This window comes from Vibrio sp. OPT41 (assembly GCF_015163595.1).
GTDB classification, from domain to species: Bacteria; Pseudomonadota; Gammaproteobacteria; order Enterobacterales; family Vibrionaceae; genus Vibrio; species Vibrio alginolyticus.
The window spans coordinates 168,558-189,829 of record NZ_JADDYH010000054.1 but is presented as its reverse complement, the minus strand read 5'-3'; the positions used below and the strand labels follow the sequence as shown (position 1 = coordinate 189,829).

Genomic DNA, 21,272 nt, shown 5'->3' with positions numbered 1-21,272 from the left:
CTCGCCATTCGTTGGTCGTATCATGGACTGGTACAAAGCGAAAGAAGGCCGTGACTTCGAAGCTCAAGAAGATCCAGGCGTACTATCTGTAACTAAGATCTACAACTACTACAAAGAATACGGCTACAAAACTGTAGTTATGGGCGCAAGCTTCCGTAACATCGGTGAGATCTTAGAACTAGCTGGTTGTGACCGTCTAACTATCGCTCCTGCTCTACTTGCAGAACTAGAAGCAGCTGAAGGTGAAGTAGTTGAGAAACTAGTTGATTCTAAAGGCGCAGCTGAGCGTCCAGCACCAATGACTCACGCTGAGTTCCTATGGGAACATAACCAAGACCCAATGGCTGTTGAGAAGCTGGCTGAAGGTATCCGCAACTTCGCCGTTGACCAAGGCAAACTAGAAGCGATGATCGAAGCTAAGCTTTAATTGCTTACCAAAAGCGAGTAGCCCGTCTACTCGCTTTTACCATCAGCACTATTTTCAAAAAATTCTATTTGAACTTGTTTCGGCGAGTTCCCTCTATTTAAATCAAATATCGAGAAGTAATCACTATGGATCGTAAACATCTAGCAAATGCAATCCGTGCGCTAAGCATGGATGGTGTTCAACAAGCTAACTCTGGTCACCCAGGTGCACCTATGGGTATGGCTGACATCGCTGAAGTTCTTTGGCGCTCTCATCTAAACCACAACCCATCAAACCCTGAGTGGGCAGACCGCGACCGTTTCGTACTGTCTAACGGCCACGGCTCAATGCTGATTTACTCTCTACTGCACCTTGCAGGTTACGAGTTGTCTATCGACGATCTGAAAAACTTCCGTCAGCTTCACTCTAAAACTCCTGGTCACCCAGAGTACGGTTACGCGCCAGGAATCGAGACCACAACGGGTCCGCTAGGTCAAGGCATCACTAACGCGGTTGGTATGGCTCTAGCTGAAAAAGCGCTAGCAGCACAGTTCAACAAAGAAGGCCACGACATCGTTGACCACTTCACTTACGTGTTCATGGGCGACGGCTGTCTGATGGAAGGTATTTCGCACGAGGCATGTTCTCTTGCAGGTACTCTAGGTCTAGGCAAGCTGATCGCGTTCTGGGATGACAACGGCATCTCTATCGACGGTCACGTTGAAGGTTGGTTCTCTGACGACACACCTAAGCGTTTCGAAGCTTACGGTTGGCACGTAATCCCTGCAGTCGATGGTCACGATGCTGACGCAATCAACGCAGCAATTGAAGCGGCGAAAGCGGATCCACGTCCTACACTTATCTGTACTAAGACTATCATCGGTTTTGGTTCACCAAACAAATCTGGTTCACACGATTGTCACGGTGCGCCACTAGGTGCAGAAGAAATCGCAGCAACACGCAAAGAACTAGGTTGGGAGCACGGTCCTTTTGAAATTCCGCAAGAAGTCTACGCAGAATGGTCAGCGAAAGAAACAGGCGCAGCTAAGGAAGCAGCGTGGAACGAGAAATTTGCAGCTTATGAAGCAGCGTACCCTGAGCTGGCAGCTGAATTTAAACGCCGCGTAAACGGTGAGCTTCCTGCACAGTGGGAAGAGAAAGCAAGCCAAATCATTGCTGATCTTCAAGCTAACCCAGCAAACATTGCATCACGTAAAGCGTCTCAAAATGCTCTAGAAGCATTTGGTGCTTTACTACCAGAGTTCATGGGTGGCTCTGCTGACCTAGCACCTTCTAACCTAACCATGTGGTCTGGTTCTAAGTCTCTAGAGGCAAGCGACTTCTCTGGTAACTACATCCACTACGGCGTACGTGAATTCGGTATGACAGCGATCATGAACGGTATCGCGCTACACGGTGGTTTCGTTCCTTACGGCGCAACATTCCTAATGTTCATGGAGTACGCACGTAACGCAATGCGTATGGCTGCGCTGATGAAAATTCAGAACATCCAAGTGTACACGCATGACTCTATCGGTCTTGGCGAAGATGGTCCAACTCACCAACCAGTTGAGCAAATGGCATCGCTACGCCTAACACCAAACATGAGCACATGGCGTCCATGTGACCAAGTTGAGTCCGCTGTAGCTTGGAAACTAGCGATTGAACGTAAAGATGCACCGACAGCACTTATCTTCTCTCGTCAAAACCTTGCGCAACAAGAGCGCACAGCAGAACAAGTAGCAGACATCGCGAAAGGTGCTTACATTCTGAAAGATTGCGAAGGCAAGCCAGAGCTAATCCTTATCGCAACAGGTTCTGAAGTTGAACTAGCAGTAGAAGCAGCAGCACAGCTAACTGCTGAAGGTAAGAAAGTACGCGTTGTTTCAATGCCATCAACAGACGCATTCGACAAACAAGACGCCGCTTACCGTGAAGCTGTACTGCCATCAGACGTAACAGCACGTATCGCAATTGAAGCAGGTATTGCTGACTTCTGGTACAAGTACGTAGGCTTCGACGGTCGCATCATCGGTATGACTTCATTCGGTGAATCTGCACCAGCTGGCGAACTATTCAAAATGTTTGGTTTCACGACTGAAAACGTAGTGAACACAGCAAAAGAGCTACTCGCGTAATTGCAGTAAAAAGATAGTCAGTTTTCTCTATTGCGAATGTGAAAACTGAAAAGCCCCACCAGCAATGGCGGGGCTTTCTTTTATCTGGCTCCTATTCGCATAAACGCAGCCAGGACATAAACATCACAACTTTCGTTACGACTATTTGTCTTCAAATCGAAGTGCGAGCTGATAGAAATCTTGTACTTGGTCTTTCAACTGTCGGCTATTTTGCTCAACTGAATGTGTTGCTGCCAAGTTTTGTTCTGCGGTCGAAGCAATAGAATGAATGTGCTGGTTTACATCACTAGATAGCTTTAACTGGTTATTCGCCGCTTCTGCTACATCAACCATCAGCCCACTCATGGTTTGCATCATCTGTTCAACTTCAGACAAACGCAACGCGCTTTGTTCTGCTACTTGAGAACAGGCATCGGTTTGCTCTTTGTTTGCCAGAATATCTTTCTGCCAACTTTGAATCGTTGCCAACATAGTGGAGATAGAGGCTTGGATTTGTTCAGTTGCATTGGATGTTCGCCCAGAAAGCGCGCGGACCTCATCAGCTACAACAGCAAAACCACGACCTTGCTCCCCTGCTCTTGCCGCTTCAATCGCCGCGTTGAGTGCCAGTAAATTGGTTTGCTCTGCGATCCCACCAATCTCTTCCATCAAATGGTTCACCTTCTGCGCCTGATCACTCAGTTGATACGTCGTTTCCGTCGCTTTTTCAGCTTGAAGGCTTAACTTCGCTAGATTGGTGTGCGTTTGATCAATGGTCTCCTTCGCCATCAAGCATGACTTCAATGTATCATCAATCAACATATGGGCATCATTGGTACTCGAAGAAACCGAATTTGCCGACGACTCCACCTCTTGGGTAGCATCTCGCACACGATGAATATCGGTATTTTGCTGATTTAATGCAGCCGAGACTTCTGCCGTTGTTTGACTGAGCTCTTCGGCGCAATGCTGCAAAGGCAATGCGGAGTCAGTCATTCTTCCTAACACGGTTCGAATTCTTGCGGATAGCATTTTGATATGGAAATCGGCAATCGAAAATGCCGTGTTACCGGAATAGATCAAGCGACTTACGCTGTCATATTGCTTTTGTAACTTTTTAAGTTGCTGAGGTGTATCAATTAACTCTTGGCGGAATAACAGAGCTAGAACACTTGCAGGTAACGCACTTGCAAGCCAAGCCAACGGCCCTTCAACAGACAACGCATATGCGGTTGCAGGTGCGGTTAGTGCACCAAGTAGAATCGCATAGCGAATGGTTTCATTGATTTTCAACGACCAAGTTCGGCCAGACTTCTCTGCAGCACGCATGCTTTTGTAGGCTTTTGTCGCAATATCAACCCACTCTCGCTTTGGTTTCACGCGCACTGATTGATACCCAACAACATGGTTGTCTTCGTAGATAGGGGTGACATAAGCATCAACCCAATAGTAACCGCCAGACTTAGTGGCATTCTTAACCATTCCACGCCAGGCTTTACCTTGTTTAAGGCGTGCCCACATATCACCGAAAGCGGCTTTAGGCATATCATTATGACGAACTATATTATGGTTCTGACCGACAAGTTCTTCGTGAGTGTATTCAGCAACGCGGCAAAAGGCTTCATTACAATATGTAATAACACCTTGTAAGTTCGTTGTTGAGACGAGTTCCTCAGACTCCCTCACGAGAGTTTCTTGAGCTTTATGAGAAATATTGGCTGACATAGACGAAACTTCTTTAGTTTTTATTGATTTTCGGCAAGATATATACAGGATTTTTATTTTTATTACAAAAAGTTAGATAAAAAGTCTTATCAAATCGACATTTTTATTGTGGGAATTCACATTATCGATAAAAACATAAAGAAGAGATTGTTGATTTGAGCTAATAAACAAACCCGACACGATAGGCCGGGTTATATATTAAGACTTAATTAAGCGGTTTGTGATTCTGGCTTTTTATTCGTTTTTAACGCAAACATCGCGATAACGAGTAACACAAATGGAAGAACATACAAATTAAGATTCTGCCAACCTACGGTAGACTCAAGCCAACCAGATAGTAATGCGGTGATGGTGACACAACTGAACACGAAGAATTCATTAAACGCTTGAGCCTTGCTTCTGTTTTTCGCTTCATAGCTTTGACTAAACAGCCCAGTTGCTGCGATAAACATAAAGTTCCACCCTATTCCTAACAGGATTAAAGCAAGACTAAAATGCCAGATAGACACTCCATGTATATTAATTCCAATACAAGCAACAAATAGCAATCCACCCGCCAAAATCATATTCTTAGCGCCAAACCGCTCTATCAGACGGCCCGTGACAAACGCAGGTGCAAACATACCCAACACGTGCCATTCGATCACTCCCGCCGCTTTATCAAAATCAAAGTCACAACCAATCATCGCTAAAGGAGTTGCTGTCATTAAAATGTTCATCACCGCGTACGCAACCATTGCCGCGATAACTGCCAGCATGAAATTAGGTCGACGAATAATCAGTCTCAGCTTATCCGCCTTAGCGTGTAGCGCCTGCGTGTGTGCAGGTGGAAAACGAATGGTTTGTAGCACAACCAACGCGGTTATATAAAGCACGACAAGCACAGCAAATGCACTAATGTATAAGCCATCATCTGACCACTGCTGCGAGTACACGGCCAGATTAGGCCCAAGGATCGCCGCTAACACCCCACCCGCCATAGATATCGAAATCGCCCTATGCCTTGCCGACTCTTCACACACTTCGATGGCAGCAAACCTGTATAGAGTACCGAAACCTATACCAACACCAAGCAAAAACGTAGACATGCAGAACAGATAGAAGTTTTGTTGACTTAATGCATACGTCGCTAGACTAGCACCCAAAATGCCAATGACATTACCAAGGCTAAAACCAAGGCGACGCCCTAACTTGCCCATAATTAGCGACGCAGGAATTGTCGCGGCCATCAGTCCCAAAAACTGCAGTGCAACTGGTAATGTGATAAAACTTGATGACGGCGCAAGTGTTTTGCCAATAAGGGCAATAACAGATATGAGTAAAATATTCCCTGTCATTAATAAGGCTTGGCAGAGGGATAGAAGCCATACATTACGATCCAAGTCCAAATTCCTTTTGGTTACGACGTATACAGATAACATATAGGAAAGCAGAAACAATAGAAAGATATGAGAGTAATTCTCAACAAAAAGAGCCAGAGGCATAGTACCTCTGGCTCTTCACTATTCACTTTTCGCTTTTAAAAAGTTTTTCTGTTGAGCTTACTTGTTGCGGCGCACTTTTACTGCATCAGAAAGCTGACGAAGTACCGTTTCCGTATCTTCCCAACCAATACATGCATCAGTGATCGACTGACCATAAGTGGCTGCTTTGCCATCCACTAAGTCTTGGCGACCTTCAACTAAATGAGACTCGATCATCACACCAAAAATGGCTTCTTCGCCAGCAGAGATTTGCTCGGATACATCATCAGACACCAGCATTTGACGCTTGAACTGCTTCGAGCTGTTAGCATGGCTAAAATCAATCATCACTTTTTTCGGCAGACCTGCAGTGTCCAGCTCATCTTTAATTTGAGCTACATGTGCTGCACTGTAGTTTGGTTCTTTACCGCCACGTAGAATAATATGGCAGTCTGGATTACCAGCGGTTTCTACGATCGCGGAATGACCGTATTTTGTTACTGAAAGGAAGTGATGGGAAGCGCTTGCAGAACGAATCGCGTCGCTCGCTATTTTAATATTCCCGTCTGTACCGTTTTTGAAACCTACAGGACAAGAAAGACCAGAAGCTAGCTCGCGGTGAACCTGAGATTCTGTCGTACGAGCACCGATAGCGCCCCAACTGATCAAATCCGCCACGTACTGAGGTGTGATCATATCTAAGAATTCACTTGCCGTTGGCAAGCCCATATCGGTTAGATCAAGAAGAAGTTTACGTCCGATACGTAGACCATCATTTAGCTTATAGGTGTCATTTAAGTAAGGGTCATTGATAAGGCCTTTCCAACCAACGGTTGTACGCGGCTTTTCAAAATAAACTCGCATAACAACCTCAAGCTGCTCGCCCAGTTCATCACGTAGTACTTTTAGCTTTTTACCGTACTCAACCGCGGCAGCCGGATCGTGAATAGAACACGGGCCAACGATCACGAGTAATCGATCGTCTTTTCCTTCAAGAATATTGTGAATGGCGTTACGGCAATCAAAAGTGGTCGAAGAAGCGGTTTCAGTCGCTGGGAACTTCTCTAATACTGCAACAGGTGGCAATAACTCTTTTACTCTATTTATTCTTACATCATCAGTTTGAAACATTACTTCTACTTCCTGGTTTTATTTCCGACCCCATTTTTACCAACTGAACTCATTGCAACATTGTTCACAAAGCGAGCAGCATCAAGGGCTGTGGTCATTTTCTGTCTAGCGTTTAAGTAACTTATCGGCTTAGGCGTAGACTTGCAATCAGTTTTTGCAAATAAATGCAAATAAAAACCACCTGTTAACCACCACGCACAATGTAAAGTAAAGTTTACGAAAAAAGTTCAAAATAATCATCAATTTTCTTATGCACCAAAAAATCTTTACTACAATGTAAGAAATATCAGAAGTTTGTGAGGTATTTTTGGGTAGTAAATGTTGATCAAGTTCAAATATATTGTTGCTTGATATGAAATGATTAGAATATTAAACTAATTTCTTATAAACGCTGGTTTTTTCTAATTTTTTGATAAAACGAAGTAGAAGTTAATATGCAATCAATACAAGGAAACATTATGAACAAAGTAGCAATTGCAGTAGCAGCAGTGGTAGCTGGTAGTAGCGCGCTTTTAAACTCTGCTCAAGCTGAAATGTACATCGGGGGCAAAGTGGGCATGACTACACTTGACGACGCTTGCTATCTAAATAGCCCTTGTGATGATGAAGCGTTCGGTGCAGGACTACATATCGGTTATGACTTTACCGATATCATTGGGCTAGAGTACGGCGTAGACTTCTTAGGCGACTATGAAGGAAACTCTAGGTCAGGGGCTAATACGATTAATACGATTGACGGCAATCTAACGGCTTTAACACTTGCACCTAAATTCAACTGGCACTTAAACGACTCTTGGAATCTATTTGCTAAGATCGGTGGTGCTTACATGATGTCTGATGACGAAACAGACTTTGTCCCAACAGGTTCTTTGGGTGCTGAATACTCGATCGATAGAAACTGGAGTGTTCGCGCTGAATACCAACGCTACCAAGATATGTCTGACGACGTGTGGGACGACATGGATGCTAACTTCTTTGGTATCGGTGTTAACTACAAATTCGCAGCAGCTCCAGTTGTTGCAGCAGTTGTAACGGAAGAAGTGATCGAGCCAGATCCAGAACCAGTGATGATGAGCAAGGTGCACAAAGAAGAGTACGGTACAGGTACGTTTGAATTCGATAGTGCTAAGTTAACAGAGTCCGTTTCTGAACGTCTGGACAACTTTGTTTCATTCTTGAACGAATATCCTCAAGCTCAAGTAGAGATTACTGGTTACACGGATAGCTCAGGCCCTGCGGCATACAACCAAAAACTGTCTGAGCGTCGTGCTCAATCTGTTGCTGATTACCTAACCGCAGCTGGCATTGGTTCAGATCGTTTGACAGTTAAAGGTATGGGTGAAGAAAACCCAGTTGCTGACAACAGCACTCGCGAAGGTCGTGAGAAAAACCGTCGCGTAGAAGTTGTGGTACCTTCATTTGAATACCAAGAGCTAGTTCAACCAGAATAAGCATCTATGATTCATGATCGATGATGTGGTAAAAATTAATGGGGTGCATTTGCACCCCATTTTGATCTCATATTAAGGGATATTGCCACTATGGTTTTGGGAAAAAGATCAACTCATTATCTTGCACCATAACGCAATCCATACCAGCTGCACGCGCAGCTCGCTTCCCCAACTCAGTATCCTCGAACACAAGACACTGTGACGCCTCCAAGTCGAGTTGTTCCGCGGCCACCAAAAAGGTATCTGGAAAGGGTTTATGGTTCTCTACATCACTCGCGGTTACTACAACATCCAACTTGTCTAATAAACCTGCATGGCTTAATAAGCGCATGGCACTTTCTCGTTGGCTGCCAGTCCCGACTGCAATTTTCTTATGGCCTAAATATTCCTCTAACACGATGTTCGTGCAAGGAATAACGTCACCATGAAGCTCCATAGCAGCGAATGTTTCCATTTTAAATGTCGCGACAGTTTTAGGATCTAATGAAAGCTCATGCACACGATTTAGTTCCTCAACAATTTTAAAGCTCGGCATCCCTCCCAAACTGTGAAACCATTCCTGGCAAAACGGAAAATCAAAACGCTCAGCAGTTGCTTGCCAAGCTGCCAAGTGGGCTGGCATGGTATCGATTAGAGTACCATCCATATCAAATATGAATCCCTCATAGGGTCTAAAATCAATCGTGCTCATGTCTTTTCTTCTATTTGTGCATCTGTAATGTTAATTTATCAGCTCTTTCAATCGTCCTTACCGGCATTTACTTATCATGCTCAAAATTTCGAACTCCGTCACAATTCAAGAGTGGGAAATTCAATTATCCCCAATTAGAGCTCAAGGAAATGGTGGTCAGAACGTTAACAAGGTGGCGTCCGCTATACACCTGCGCTTTGATATCCGGCATTCAAGCTTACCTGACTTTTACAAAGAGCGATTACTTGCACTTTCTGATAGTCGTATAAGTAAAGATGGCGTGATCATCATCAAAGCGCAACAATTTCGGACACAAGAACAAAATAAGGAAGACGCCCTAAATCGGCTTCAAGCATTGATAAAAGCTGCCGCTTTACAGGAGAAGAAGCGTATTAAAACGAAACCAACCCGCGCTTCTCAACGCCGACGACTTGATACAAAAAACAAGCACGGAGCGAAAAAACAGCAACGTAAAAAAGTGCTGTATTAGTGCATGTCGTTTTCTCGACATGTTAGTTGAACAACGTTTGCTAGCCCTTGGAAATCTCATTGGATTTCTCTTTTTAGTTACTTATTCAGGAAACAACAATATGACTATTAGGCAAAAACTCTACTTCCTCGGAGTTATCGCCATTTTAGGCATCGTGGCCCTTTTGGGTACGTCATCCCATTTTGAAAATAAGAGCAATGATCTTAATCACGCCATCAAACTCGTTGGTGATCTAGAAATACGCTTACTCAACTTACGCAGAAATGAAAAAGATTTCCTACTGCGTAGTAATGACAAATATCTAAATAAGTTTGACGCCAATGTTGACAAGTTTATAGACACAGAAAAAGAGCTTGCGAACATACTCAAGAGTAATGAATTACCTTCCAGTCAACAATTTAAGCAAGACTTGCTCGCATACCAAAGGGGCTTTCAGAATCTGGTCAGCGCTTACCAACGATACGGGCTTGATTCAAAGAGTGGGCTTCTCGCCGGTTACGAACAAGCACTATTAGAAGCTAAACAACGTTCAGACCACCAGCAGTTATTGGCATTAGTCCGTTTTGACTCTGCGGTAAAAGCAGGACTATTCAATAGTGACTTGCTTGAGGGGCAATATGCTCCGGAGCTTATCAAAACAGGTAAGCAATTGGCGGCCCAAAAGCAAGTTGTTGGGGTTGCTTATGACAAAGGCCTACTCGGTGAAACTCGCGCATTATCCCATGCCGTAGAAGAGCAATTTGAAACCTTTTCCACAGCCCTTAGCTCTGCTGCCGCACAACGTGATGAACAAATGTCGACCATCAAGCAGGTCATTACAGCTCTGATCTTAGTCGTTATTTTCGCATTGATTTGGCAAATATCACGTTCAATCAATACGCGAGTGAATAGCTTACTTGGCACCATTCGAAGTATCAGCGAAACGAACAACATGGGACTTCGATCTGATTTGAAAGGTCAAGACGAGCTATTTGATATCAGTCATCACCTCAATGACCTATTGGATAAGCTTGAGCATCTAATTAGTAGTACCCAAGAAAAATCGGCGCAACTCACTGCAAGTACCGATAATATGCATCGTGAGTTAGAAGGCGTTATGGAGCAATTCCACACTCAAACTGACCACACAGCATCAATGGCGACGGCAGTTCAGCAAATGGTTGCCACAATAGGTGAAATCTCTGAGAGCACATCAGTTGCGGTAGAAGGCGTACATCAGGCAGCGAATAATGCCGAACAAGGTCGAGGAGTTGTTGAGGCGACGGTAACCAACATCGGTCAACTAACCACGATTTTATCAAACAGCCAGCAGTCGATTGGCTCGCTGAATCAGCATGTAGATAAAATTGGTGGTGCCGTGAACATCATCCAAGAGATTGCAGAGCAAACCAACCTACTAGCTCTCAACGCAGCAATTGAAGCCGCGCGAGCAGGCGAACAAGGCCGCGGGTTTGCAGTTGTTGCCGATGAAGTACGCGCCCTAGCTAGCCGAACTCATCAATCCACAGAGGAAATCACGCGGGTAGTTGCAGATATTCAAACTCAAATGTCTACAGTTGTTGCTGATATTGATCAATGTAACGATCAAGGGCAACAAACACTTAATGCTTCTGAAAAACTGGATTCTAGCCTGCAACAGATCATCACTGACATGCATTCAATTCAAGGTAATTCGGAGCGCATAGCTTCAGCAATTGAAGAACAAGGTATCGTGATGAACCAAGTTAGCGGTTCAATCACCGAGCTAAACGCAATATCTGAGAATAACATGCAATCCGCTCAGGAATGCTTGCATGAAGTCAACTCTGTCTCTGCTCAAGCTCATGATATGGATGAAGCTGTTGCACAATTCAAAACTGCGCTAAAATAACCCTTTTCAAAATAGAAAGCCCGAGGCAATCATTGCTTCGGGCTTTTTTTCAATTGTCACTTCGTGCTTACTGCGCACTTCGGATGTGATTATTCATCATCAAGAGGAACCAGCTTGGTGTTGCCGCCATGAACTTTCTCACGCTGTCTTTGCACCAGGGCGTAGAAGCCTGGGATCAAGAATGTACCTGCTAGAAGCACACACAATAGACCACCAATCAGCGACACGCCGAGTGAGTTTTGACTGACGTGCCCCGCACCAGCGGCAAAGATAAGCGGGAAGATACCCAGGATAAATGACCAGGATGTCATATTCACAGCGCGGAAACGTAACGTGCCTCCTTTAACCGCTGCACTATCGATATCAGCATCTTTTTCTTCTCGCTCTTGCTTGGCGAACTCCACAATCAAAATTGCGTTTTTCGCCGCCAAGGCTATGAGCAAGACAAGACCAATTTGGGCATACAAGTTAAGCGGCGTGCCAGTTAGATTCAACGCAAGGAAGGAACCTAACGTTGCTACTGGGACCACCAAAATAATAGCCAGTGGAATACTCCAACTCTCATACTGAGCCACCATAAACAAGTAAATGAAGATCAAAGCCAGCGCAAACGCATAAATGGCTTGGTTACCCGCGAGCACTTCCTGATAAGCCATACCTGTCCATTCATACGTGTACCCTTGTGGAAGAACTTCAGCAGCAACGCGTTCCATTGCGGCAATCGCATCACCACTAGAGTAACCCGGTGCTGGTTGGCCTTGAATGATAGCACTGCGGTACATGTTGTAACGCCACGCCACATCAGGCTCAAACACTTGCTCGTAGCTCACTAGCGTACTTAACGGGACCATATCACCGTTCGAAGAACGAACATGGAAACGCTCTAGATCTTCCATGCTGCTACGGTGCTGGCTATCAGCTTGCATGGTTACGCGGAAGTTCTTACCAAACATGGTGAAGTCATTCACATAAAGCGAACCTAAGTTGCCTTGCAAGGTTTGGAAAATAGACGACAGCGAAATACCTAATTGCTGCGCTTTCTCACGATCGATATCAACGTAGTAGTGCGGAACATTCGCGCGGAACGTGCTAAACGTGTAGGCAATTTCAGGCGCTTGGTTAGCCGCTTGGATCATTTCTCCCATGACCATCGACAAGTCGGTACGACTTCGCCCTAGCGTGTCTTCAAGCACAAACTCAAAACCAGACGCAGCGCCCATACCTGGAACCGCCGGTGGTCCCATCGCAAAAACAACCGCTTGAGGTAACTCTGTCGCCGCTCGCCCGTTAATACGTGCCGCGATAGCATTAGCAGAGTGCTCTCCTTGCAGCGAGTTACGAGTATCCCAGTCATGCAATTTGATAAATACAGAAGCACCGTTTGATGCTGCTGCGCCTGTCATAAACGAGTAACCGTTCGCAACCGTCACACCATCCACACCAGGCTCTTCACCGATCATTTTCATTAAATCATTGGTGACTTCTTCAGTACGTGATAAAGAGGCTGAATCTGGTAGCTGTACGTTAACCAGCAAAATGCCTTTATCTTCTTGAGGAACAAACGCTGTAGAGGTGGTTTTCGCAAAGAAAGTGACCGCTGCGATAGCAACTATAAAGAACGTCACGAGCAGTAAAGACTTCTTCACCAAGAAACCAGCGATCTGGCCATAACGCGTAGTGATGCGCTCTAAGCCTCTGTTGAAAGCCTGGAACCAGTTAGCGGTATTGCCCCCACCCTGCTTCAATACCAGAGAACAAAGTGCTGGAGACAGCGTCAATGCATTGATGGATGAAATCACAACCGAAATACAGATGGTCAAAGCGAACTGGCGATACATGATACCGGTGATACCTGGCAGCATGGCGACGGGTATGAATACCGCAAGTAGAACCAAGGTCGACGTGATGATTGGGCCCGTTACTTCTTTCATCGCTAGCAACGTCGCTTTACGCGGTGAAATGCTTGGGTCTTTCGCCATGGTAGTATCGACGTTTTCGATAACCAGAATCGCATCGTCCACCACGATACCAATCGCAAGGATCAAGCCAAACAAAGTAACCGTATTAATGGTGAAGCCCGTTGCCTGCATGATGGCAAACGTACCAATCAGAGAAACGGGGATCGCGACAACAGGAATCAACGTTGCACGCGCACTACCCAAGAACAAGTAAGTTACAGCAATCACCAATAGAATCGCTTCAATCAGTGTTTTTACTACCCCTTTGATCGATTCAGATACGAACACGGTTGTATCGTAGCTGGTCTCGTATTCCATTCCCTCTGGGAAGTTTTTGCTCAAGCCTTCAAGGAGCTCCATGACGGCCTGACCACTTTCTAACGCATTCGCATCCGATTGAAGAGACAACGCAACGATTGACGCGTCCTGGCCACGGAACTTACCGTTACCATCGTAGAACTTTTTGCCTAGTTCAACGCGAGCAACATCTTTCAGATAAACCGTAGAGCCATTGGGATTAGCTCGAAGGACTACGTTCTCAAACTCACTCACGCTTTCCAAGCGACCTTTGGTCACAAGGTTAAACTGAACTTCTTGCGGATTGTTGTATGGTGCTGCACCTACACGCCCTGCCGCAACTTGAACGTTCTGTTCAGCCAAAGCGGCGTATACGTCTGACGTGGTTAGCTTAAGGTTGGCCATTTTTTCAGGATCTAACCAAACACGCATTGCGTATTCGCCACCACCAATCACGTTAACTTCACTGATACCTTTCGCACGAGCCAACTGATCTTTTACATTCAAGTTAATGTAGTTAATCAAGAACTGATCATCGTATTTGCCATCAGGTGAATAGAAGTTAAGTACCATCAGCAAGTCAGGTGAACGCTTTTTCACCGTCACACCAACCATGCGAACTTCTTGAGGCAGTTTTGACTCAATCTGTGACACGCGGTTTTGCACGTTAACTTGCGCCATATCTGGATCGGTGCCGACATCGAACGTGACGTTTAGGCTGTAAGAGCCATCGTTCGCGCTCTTTGAAGACATGTATATCATATCCTCAACGCCGTTGACTGAGGTCTCTATGGGGTCCGCAATGGCCTGCTCGACAACTTCCGCACTCGCACCGGTGTAGTATGCCGAAACGCTGACTGATGGCGGACTTATCTGTGGGTACTCCGCCACTGGCAAAATCGCCAGTGAGATCGCGCCAGCTAGCGTTAATATGATCGAAATAACCAGCGCGAATTTAGGTCTCTGAATAAAGAAACGACTTAACATAGTGCCCCCTACTGCTTGTCTTCAGCAGGTGCTTGAAGGCGCACTTCTACACCATTACGCACACGTTGTAGGCCTTGTGTAATAACTGTATCTTCCTGATCGAGCCCTTCTCGAATGATAATACCTTGTTCAACCTGAGGGCCAAGCTCTACGTTACGACGCTCTGCGACATTTCCCTCAGTCATCACCATCACAAAGTCACCTTCTAAGTCAGTTTGAACGGCACGTCGTGGAATAACAATAACGTCCTTCGTATTCTTATCTCTCAAGTTCACTTTGATGTGTTGACCCGGAAGTAACTTCTGCTCTGGGTTTGGCACTAGCGCGCGCATAGCAATCGTACCCGTTTTGGTGTCAATACGATTACCTAAGAAATCAAGCTTACCGAGATGCTCAAAAAACTGTCCATTTTCCAGTTCAAGCTGAACTTCAACGCGGTTTGATTCTGCTGAGCCGTCGCCTTTGACTTGATCCATACCCATGGCTAAACGCTCACGCTCACTCACACTAAATGAGGTATGAACTGGATCTAAACTCACCAGAGTTGTCAGCACGCCAGATGACGGAGAAACCAGATCACCCGTACTAACTTTGGTATCACTAATACGTCCGCTAAAAGGTGCTCGGATTTGAGTATAGGAAAGGTTAACTTCAGCAAGTTTAAGTTGAGCATTTGCCGCTTCTAGCTCTGCTCTCGCACCAAGAAGTGCCGCAGTTAAAGCATCAAACTCAGATTGAGAGATACTACCGCGAGGCAACAAGTTTTTACCTCGAGTATGATCTAATTCGGCTTTTTTTAGCGCCGCTTTAGCTTGTGCAAGTGCGGCTTTAGCACTCGCGACTTGGGCTTCAAAAGAAGATGGCTCGATAGAGTAAAGGAGCTGCCCTTTTTCTACCATTTGCCCTTCTTCAAAGTGACGAGCTTTTAAGTAGCCAGAAATCTGCGCGGTAATATTGGTATCTTCTACTGCTTCAATGCGACCGATATAAGACTTGCTCGGTTGGTAGTCGATAACCGTGACATCCTGAGTCACTACGAGAGGCGCTTGACCTTTCGTTTGGGCATTATTAGCTTCCCCGCATCCAGCGAGGATTGCTGTAGCCGCCATTAGTGCGACAAGTGGTTTCTTTTGCATGTATTTACCGTCTTTATAGAACAGGATATTGTTGAATTCCTATCAACCTTACTCCTTGCTGCCACTGAAAACTTCACTGAAAAGCGCCCAAGGTGTTTCTAAATGTAAACATGAGAAACAAAAGGAAAATAAAGTAATTTAGTTAACAGTGGTATTCAATGAGCAATATACATACAACTCAATCATAACTATTTAATATACGCCTTAGGAGATCGCGAATTTTAGCGTGTGCTTGGAAACACTAACGGGAGTATTGTATTCGGGCGTAAAGTGAGATTCAGTGCTCAAGATAAGAACGTTTTGTGGCTAAAAAGGTAAAAAGTGACGCCTTCATACTCAAGACCCCGATTTTGACTATTTTTTTAATATAAATGGGTTATCATTCAATTAATTCAACGCCTTCGACAGAGAGGATGACTATGATTTCTAAATGGGCGAAACGCTTTTACCAGATGGCAGAACTAGTGGCGTCTTGGAGTAAGGACCCATCAACACAAGTCGGTGCCGTTATTACTAAACAGAATCGCATTGTATCTGTTGGATTTAATGGCTATCCGCATGGTGTTTCTGACAGTGTCGACACCGATGAGCGCGAGTTGAAATACCTTAAAACACTGCACGCGGAAGAGAACGCAATTTTGTTCTCAAAACGTGACTTAGACGGATGTGATATTTGGGTAACGCATTTTCCTTGCCCTAACTGCGCGGCAAAGATCATTCAAACAGGGATCTCACACGTACACTGCCCTGAGCAGTCTGAAGACTTTTTATCTCGCTGGGGAGATAAAATCCAAGTCAGTCAAGATATGTTCGATCAAGCGGGTGTGAAAGTCGACTGGTTACCGCTAGAAGACATTGAAATTGAAGACAAAGACGTGCGCTAGTATCCCATCTTAATAGTTAAATAGCCCAGAGAGATCTGGGCTATTTTGTTATTAAATCTGCAAGAGGTCTCGACGTAGTCTTTTAACTGTGTTTTTTCGCTGTGAGCTCAGCAATTTTGACAATAACGAGTACTGATTTTTCCATCATTTCAACAGAAATAAACTCATGAATTCCGTGGAAGTTAAAACCACCGGTGAAGATATTCGGGCACGGCAAACCCATAAAAGATAAACGAGCACCATCTGTACCACCACGAATAGGTTTTATAATCGGTTCCACATCACACGCTTCCATCGCTTGCTTTGCCAGCTCAATGATATGAGGGTAAGGCTCAACCATTTCTCTCATATTGTAATAGCTGTCTTTTATTTTTAGCTCTACAGAACCATGGCGTAAACCCGTGTTCATTTCATCGACGAGTTTCTGCATAAAGGCTTTTCGATCCTCAAGTCTTTGACGGTCAAAGTCTCTAATAATGTAACCTAGCTCGCTTCGTGCAACGCCCATTTCTGCCGATTTTAGATGGAAGAACCCTTCGTAACCTTCGGTTGTTTCCGGAGTTTGATCTTGGGGCATTTGAACTTGAAATTTCGCAGCCAAGTTCATCGCATTGACCATTTTGCCTTTTGCAGTACCTGGATGAACGCTAACACCATGAAAAATTACATCAGCGTTTGCTGCATTAAAGTTTTCGTATTCCAACTCACCTTGCGGGCCACCATCTATAGTGTATGCCCATTTCGCGCCAAATTTTTTAACATTAAACAAATCTGCACCACGACCGATTTCTTCATCCGGAGTAAAGCCGATACAAATGTCGCCGTGTGGAATGTCTGGGTTTTCCAGTAGCAGAGCTACCGCGGAAAGAATCTCTGCGATACCAGCTTTGTTATCCGCGCCAAGTAATGTAGTGCCATCGGTAGTAATAAGATTGTGGCCATGTAGGTGATGTAAATCTGGGTATTGCACGGGAGATAACACTTCATCCCCCAACCCTAATGCAATATCGCCGCCCTGGTAATCTTCGATGAATTGCGGCTTTACGTTTTTGCCAGATGCATCCGGCGCGGTATCCATATGGGCAATGAAGCCGATAGGAGGAACCTCATAATCAACATTGGCTGGCAGTTTAGCCATCAAGTAGCCATTTTTATCCAAAGTCACGTCACTTAAACCAAGCTCGATCATCTCTTTTTTAAGTAACTCAGCAAACACAAGCTGACCAGGTGAACTTGGGCAAAGCGTCACATGTGGATTGGATTGGGTATCAAACGTGACGTATCGAAGAAATCTTTCAACTAAATGTTTCATATTTATTCTCATTGTTTTGTACGATGAGGCCTTATCACGCATTGATAAGCTGACGTTGCCTCATCAAACCTCACGCTATGTTACGCTCTTAGCTCAATAAGAATTTGCTTTGAATCATTTTTTGATAAGAAAGGCTTTTGCGCTTTGCTTTCGCTCATTGAAGCATGAATTTAATCTAAAAGTTCCTCAGCCAGTACTCGCCACTCTTTAACCTTTTCACGAAAATGACGCCATTGCTTATCGGTCATCGAACGAGAAACATCTAATGTCAGTTGATCAACCAATGCAAAGTTAGAGTCAATATTCAGAGAAAGCTGTTCACTATAATAACTCTCTGGCTCGAACAAGAGTCGCATAAATATATCTTGATAAGTCACAACATTAGATTTGTTGTCGAACAAGTATTCGAGCTCTTGATATACCGTGGCTCGATAATCTCTCCATAAAGGGCTGTTTAAAATAACTTGCTGAGAAAATCTTTGAGCTAATTGACGCTGATTTCCTGATAGATTCCCTAGCCATTCTTCCATCCACTCTTCAGTGTTATCCAGAATAATTTCACGCACTTCGTCTTCTGTCTTATCGGCATATTTTGCGTTTCGCTCTTGATAATGTTCTTGTACATTACTCAAAAACTCGCGTTCTTGCTCTTTCGTTAACTGCAAACTTAACGCAAAAAGATCTGGTGCTGCTTTGCTTACCACTCTATCGTAATGCGCTCGCATTCTATCTCGATTTTGTTGTAAGTAATTTAAGGTGATATCGCTCGCTTTTAATCTCTCAAGGTCTTTTAAATGTTCGATATATAATGGTAACTCCTCTTTCTTGTGCCAGTCTGCCAACAATAATAAACGCTCTTCCACTAGGACTTTTTGTTCCCCTTGCAACGAGACATAGTCCTCTAAGTAATCGAGCACGAACCAATCGATATTGCTGTATAAAAACTTTTTCGCACAACCGGCAAGCAGAAATACGAAACAAAATAGAAGGCCATAACGAAGCGCCTTATTAGATACACCCTTTAATTTAGTCACTTATTCGTATTCCCTTTTATGTTGATTAAGTTCTATACTCAACCTGTATCACTTAGTATTGCGGCAAACTTACACCAGTGTGACAAATATTGATTGCCACCTTAATAATATATAGAGTTTGAAATTAACTTTTTGATCACAGCTATCCGCAAAAAAGTGAGTTAGAGCGCAATTATCGGCTAAAAAACGTACCGAACGACGCTCCCTATAACGGCATATAATTTGCATGGATGTTTTTTGGATGGTTTATGGAGGCGAAGTATGGCAGCCGCTGAGCAACTTGATACCAGTGTAGAATATGAGATTCGATATTTTGAACAGGGGAAAATGCACTGCATGAGAGTCATTGCTGAAAGCAAAAAAGTGGCTTATCAGTACTATTTGGAGTGTGGTAAGCACAACAGTGACTTGTACTCTATTCGCCCAGACAAGTAAAAAAACCGCCTAAAAGGCGGTTTTTTTATTCGTCAGAATCCATATAACTATTTGATTTTATTTATTATTATAGATTAAAATCCAACAATGTTATTTGATGTCGCCAAAGCGCTCAAGATAAAGGACGGTTGCTGCAGTACGAGAAGGAACTTGAAGCTTTTTAAGTAAACTCTTCATATGTACTTTAACCGTAGACTCAGAGATAAAAAGACGATCGGCAATTTGCTTGTTGCGGAAACCTCTTGCCACCTCTCTTAAGATCTGCGATTCACGATCGGTCAGTGTATCAAACACGTCCTCTTGCTCTGAACGTTCACTCAAATACTTAGAAACTTCTTGGCTGTATGCCTTGTCCCCTTGGTGCGCTTGTTTTAGCAACTCAACCAACTCATCAGGCTCAGTGTCTTTCAATAAATAGCCATCGGCACCACTTCGAACTATTGCTTCTATATCTGCTGGGCTATCTGAAACGGTTAGAATGACAATTCTGGCTTCACAGCCATCTGCACGCAGTGCTTGCAAAGTATCAAGGCCAGACATGCCTTTCATATTAAGATCAAGAAGTACAAGATCCAGTTCTAGCTCATGCGCTTTCGCTACTGCATCCGCGCCATTACTTGCTTCTGCAATGACCTCAAACTCAGGCTCAAAGCTTAAAAGCTGGTGGATACCTCTTCGCATGAGTGGATGATCATCCACCAGCATTACTTTACACACTGTCACTGTTTACTTCCTTACTATGTTGGAATTCTAATTTTACGGTACAACCTTTGTTTATCGATGCTTCGATGTGCAGATCGGCATGCAGTCTAGCGGCCCGCTCTTGCATGATACTCATACCGTAATGATTTAATTTTTCGTCTTGATGTTCAAAGCCTATTCCATCGTCGCTAACGGTTACTGTGACTTTTCCATCATTATCGAGACATTGAATGTGAATATTATCTGCTTGCGCATGTTTGATTGCATTAATTGCCGCTTCTCTTATCAACTGTAGTAAATGAACCTGCTGATGTGCATCCAGTTCAGTTGATGAAAGTCTATTTTTTAGCGTAATGTCCGCAGCAGTTTGTTCACTGAGCGTTTCAACCATGTCTTGCAATGCTTGGCCAAAACTGCCCTCTTTAATCGTAAGACGAAACGTCGTCAGTAACTCGCGTAACTGCGTATACGCGGCAGATAAGCCCGTATCTAGCTCAGCAATAACTTGATTAGCCTGCGCGATCGCCTTTTCGTCAGGCAAGTTCTTTACGCTTCTCTTTAACAAAGCGACCTGAATTTTTAAGTAAGAGAGTGCTTGAGCCAATGAATCATGCAACTCCCGAGCAATAGTGGCTCGCTCTTCCATCAGCAGAATTTGTTCTGCTTGGCGCTGCGCCCGATTGTAATACACGGCGCGTGATAAAATCTGCACGAAGTTGTCAATAAGAGCCTCGTTCGGACAAGGTAACCCTGCTTTCCAATATAAATAGCCCAAGTGCTCATCATCTAGCATCAGGGCTTTACCGTGGCAATCTTCATCACAATCTTGGCAGCATTCTTCTCCTTCCATCAATATCCAGCTCGGTTCTCCTAGCTGCTCGATTTCAAGTTTGACCGCTTTAATGCCCTCAAGACTGACGATATGCTGCAAAATCGCCTGGAAATTGTCTTGATTAATACGCGACGCCGTGAGTTCTTTTGACGAGTCGTACAGCACTTCTAAAGACTGGTTGGCATGCTGCAATTTACGTGTTTTCTCATCAACCGCTTGTTCTAATCCTCGGTACAACTTACCAAGGTCTGTCGCCATCCGGTTAAAGGTTCGAGTCAGTATTCCCATTTCATTATCGCTGGATACATTGAGCGATATATTGAATGAGCGATTTTTAATTTGCTCGCTAGC

At 44.4% G+C, this 21,272-nt stretch carries 17 protein-coding genes; 7 read left to right on the top strand and 10 right to left on the bottom strand.

All coding sequences use genetic code 11. The features are described 5' to 3' along the window. Together IQP38_RS26630 and tkt are read left to right on the top strand one after the other, a co-directional pair. Nucleotides 1-427, top strand: a 427-nt coding sequence (locus IQP38_RS26630; RefSeq protein WP_322621758.1) for a transaldolase family protein, incomplete at its 5' end; no start/stop codon positions are given. 125 nt (nucleotides 428-552) lie between these two features. Then, complete coding sequence (gene tkt, locus IQP38_RS19735; RefSeq protein ID WP_042522667.1) at nucleotides 553-2,544, top strand: transketolase; 1,992 nt, start codon at nucleotides 553-555, stop codon at nucleotides 2,542-2,544. A gap of 141 nt (nucleotides 2,545-2,685) precedes the next feature. Here tkt and IQP38_RS19730 read toward each other — a convergent pair whose 3' ends face one another. The 3 genes from IQP38_RS19730 to aroG all read right to left on the bottom strand — a co-directional run bounded on the left by IQP38_RS19730 (nucleotide 2,686) and on the right by aroG (nucleotide 6,842). Beyond that, complete coding sequence (locus IQP38_RS19730) at nucleotides 2,686-4,248, bottom strand: methyl-accepting chemotaxis protein (RefSeq protein ID WP_017819900.1); 1,563 nt, start codon at nucleotides 4,246-4,248, stop codon at nucleotides 2,686-2,688. A gap of 209 nt (nucleotides 4,249-4,457) precedes the next feature. After that, entirely contained in the window at nucleotides 4,458-5,630 is a 1,173-nt protein-coding gene (locus IQP38_RS19725; protein WP_193837926.1) for an MFS transporter, read from the bottom strand. A gap of 159 nt (nucleotides 5,631-5,789) precedes the next feature. After that, a complete protein-coding gene (gene aroG, locus IQP38_RS19720; RefSeq protein WP_182015845.1) occupies nucleotides 5,790-6,842 on the bottom strand; it encodes a 3-deoxy-7-phosphoheptulonate synthase AroG in 1,053 nt (350 codons plus the stop codon). Nucleotides 6,843-7,300: 458 nt separating this feature from the next. Between aroG and IQP38_RS19715 the strand changes: the two genes are divergently transcribed. Further along, nucleotides 7,301-8,293: an OmpA family protein gene (locus IQP38_RS19715; protein ID WP_005373499.1), complete on the top strand. Its 993-nt coding sequence runs from the start codon at nucleotides 7,301-7,303 to the stop codon at nucleotides 8,291-8,293. Nucleotides 8,294-8,381: 88 nt separating this feature from the next. Here IQP38_RS19715 and IQP38_RS19710 read toward each other — a convergent pair whose 3' ends face one another. Next, nucleotides 8,382-8,984 carry a beta-phosphoglucomutase family hydrolase gene (locus tag IQP38_RS19710; protein WP_193837925.1) on the bottom strand — a complete coding sequence of 201 codons (603 nt, stop codon included), beginning with the start codon at nucleotides 8,982-8,984 and terminating at the stop codon, nucleotides 8,382-8,384. 76 nt (nucleotides 8,985-9,060) lie between these two features. Here IQP38_RS19710 and arfB point away from each other — a divergent pair, with 76 nt between their 5' ends. Then, nucleotides 9,061-9,474 (top strand): alternative ribosome rescue aminoacyl-tRNA hydrolase ArfB, encoded by a 414-nt coding sequence (gene arfB, locus IQP38_RS19705; protein WP_017635196.1) that lies wholly within the window; start codon nucleotides 9,061-9,063, stop codon nucleotides 9,472-9,474. Nucleotides 9,475-9,574: 100 nt separating this feature from the next. Further along, entirely contained in the window at nucleotides 9,575-11,344 is a 1,770-nt protein-coding gene (locus IQP38_RS19700; RefSeq protein ID WP_025767924.1) for a methyl-accepting chemotaxis protein, read from the top strand. 89 nt (nucleotides 11,345-11,433) lie between these two features. Here IQP38_RS19700 and vmeZ read toward each other — a convergent pair whose 3' ends face one another. Beyond that, nucleotides 11,434-14,586 (bottom strand): multidrug efflux RND transporter permease subunit VmeZ, encoded by a 3,153-nt coding sequence (vmeZ, locus tag IQP38_RS19695; RefSeq protein ID WP_005373507.1) that lies wholly within the window; start codon nucleotides 14,584-14,586, stop codon nucleotides 11,434-11,436. Nucleotides 14,587-14,594: 8 nt separating this feature from the next. Further along, nucleotides 14,595-15,722 (bottom strand): multidrug efflux RND transporter periplasmic adaptor subunit VmeY, encoded by a 1,128-nt coding sequence (vmeY, locus tag IQP38_RS19690; RefSeq protein ID WP_193837924.1) that lies wholly within the window; start codon nucleotides 15,720-15,722, stop codon nucleotides 14,595-14,597. A gap of 419 nt (nucleotides 15,723-16,141) precedes the next feature. Here vmeY and IQP38_RS19685 point away from each other — a divergent pair, with 419 nt between their 5' ends. Then, nucleotides 16,142-16,606, top strand: a complete 465-nt coding sequence (locus IQP38_RS19685; protein ID WP_005373515.1) for a dCMP deaminase family protein — start codon at nucleotides 16,142-16,144, stop codon at nucleotides 16,604-16,606. 82 nt (nucleotides 16,607-16,688) lie between these two features. Here the strand turns inward: IQP38_RS19685 and pepT are convergent, their stop codons facing one another. Beyond that, nucleotides 16,689-17,918: a peptidase T gene (gene pepT / locus IQP38_RS19680; protein ID WP_042522671.1), complete on the bottom strand. Its 1,230-nt coding sequence runs from the start codon at nucleotides 17,916-17,918 to the stop codon at nucleotides 16,689-16,691. Between the two features lie 170 nt (nucleotides 17,919-18,088). Beyond that, complete coding sequence (locus IQP38_RS19675) at nucleotides 18,089-18,952, bottom strand: DUF6279 family lipoprotein (protein WP_182015841.1); 864 nt, start codon at nucleotides 18,950-18,952, stop codon at nucleotides 18,089-18,091. Nucleotides 18,953-19,213: 261 nt separating this feature from the next. Here IQP38_RS19675 and IQP38_RS19670 point away from each other — a divergent pair, with 261 nt between their 5' ends. Further along, nucleotides 19,214-19,387, top strand: coding sequence for a hypothetical protein (locus tag IQP38_RS19670; protein WP_005373524.1), 174 nt, complete (start codon nucleotides 19,214-19,216; stop codon nucleotides 19,385-19,387). Nucleotides 19,388-19,477: 90 nt separating this feature from the next. On the opposite strand, the gene IQP38_RS19665 is transcribed toward IQP38_RS19670, so the two are convergent. Together IQP38_RS19665 and IQP38_RS19660 are read right to left on the bottom strand one after the other, a co-directional pair. Beyond that, entirely contained in the window at nucleotides 19,478-20,092 is a 615-nt protein-coding gene (locus IQP38_RS19665) for a response regulator (protein ID WP_031777156.1), read from the bottom strand. Nucleotides 20,093-20,096: 4 nt separating this feature from the next. After that, nucleotides 20,097-21,272: histidine kinase (locus IQP38_RS19660; protein ID WP_228010126.1), on the bottom strand; the 1,176-nt coding region annotated here is incomplete at its 5' end.

Bases quoted from the DNA above. Each gene is read 5' to 3' on its own strand.
- tkt (WP_042522667.1), top strand. From the start codon at position 553: ATGGATCGTAAACATCTAGCAAATGCAATCCGTGCGCTAAGCATGGAT.
- IQP38_RS19730 (WP_017819900.1), bottom strand. From the start codon at position 4,248: ATGTCAGCCAATATTTCTCATAAAGCTCAAGAAACTCTCGTGAGGGAG.
- aroG (WP_182015845.1), bottom strand. From the start codon at position 6,842: ATGTTTCAAACTGATGATGTAAGAATAAATAGAGTAAAAGAGTTATTG.
- IQP38_RS19715 (WP_005373499.1), top strand. From the start codon at position 7,301: ATGAACAAAGTAGCAATTGCAGTAGCAGCAGTGGTAGCTGGTAGTAGC.
- IQP38_RS19710 (WP_193837925.1), bottom strand. From the start codon at position 8,984: ATGAGCACGATTGATTTTAGACCCTATGAGGGATTCATATTTGATATG.
- arfB (WP_017635196.1), top strand. From the start codon at position 9,061: ATGCTCAAAATTTCGAACTCCGTCACAATTCAAGAGTGGGAAATTCAA.
- IQP38_RS19700 (WP_025767924.1), top strand. From the start codon at position 9,575: ATGACTATTAGGCAAAAACTCTACTTCCTCGGAGTTATCGCCATTTTA.
- vmeZ (WP_005373507.1), bottom strand. From the start codon at position 14,586: ATGTTAAGTCGTTTCTTTATTCAGAGACCTAAATTCGCGCTGGTTATT.
- vmeY (WP_193837924.1), bottom strand. From the start codon at position 15,722: ATGCAAAAGAAACCACTTGTCGCACTAATGGCGGCTACAGCAATCCTC.
- IQP38_RS19685 (WP_005373515.1), top strand. From the start codon at position 16,142: ATGATTTCTAAATGGGCGAAACGCTTTTACCAGATGGCAGAACTAGTG.
- pepT (WP_042522671.1), bottom strand. From the start codon at position 17,918: ATGAAACATTTAGTTGAAAGATTTCTTCGATACGTCACGTTTGATACC.
- IQP38_RS19670 (WP_005373524.1), top strand. From the start codon at position 19,214: ATGGCAGCCGCTGAGCAACTTGATACCAGTGTAGAATATGAGATTCGA.
- IQP38_RS19665 (WP_031777156.1), bottom strand. From the start codon at position 20,092: ATGCTGGTGGATGATCATCCACTCATGCGAAGAGGTATCCACCAGCTT.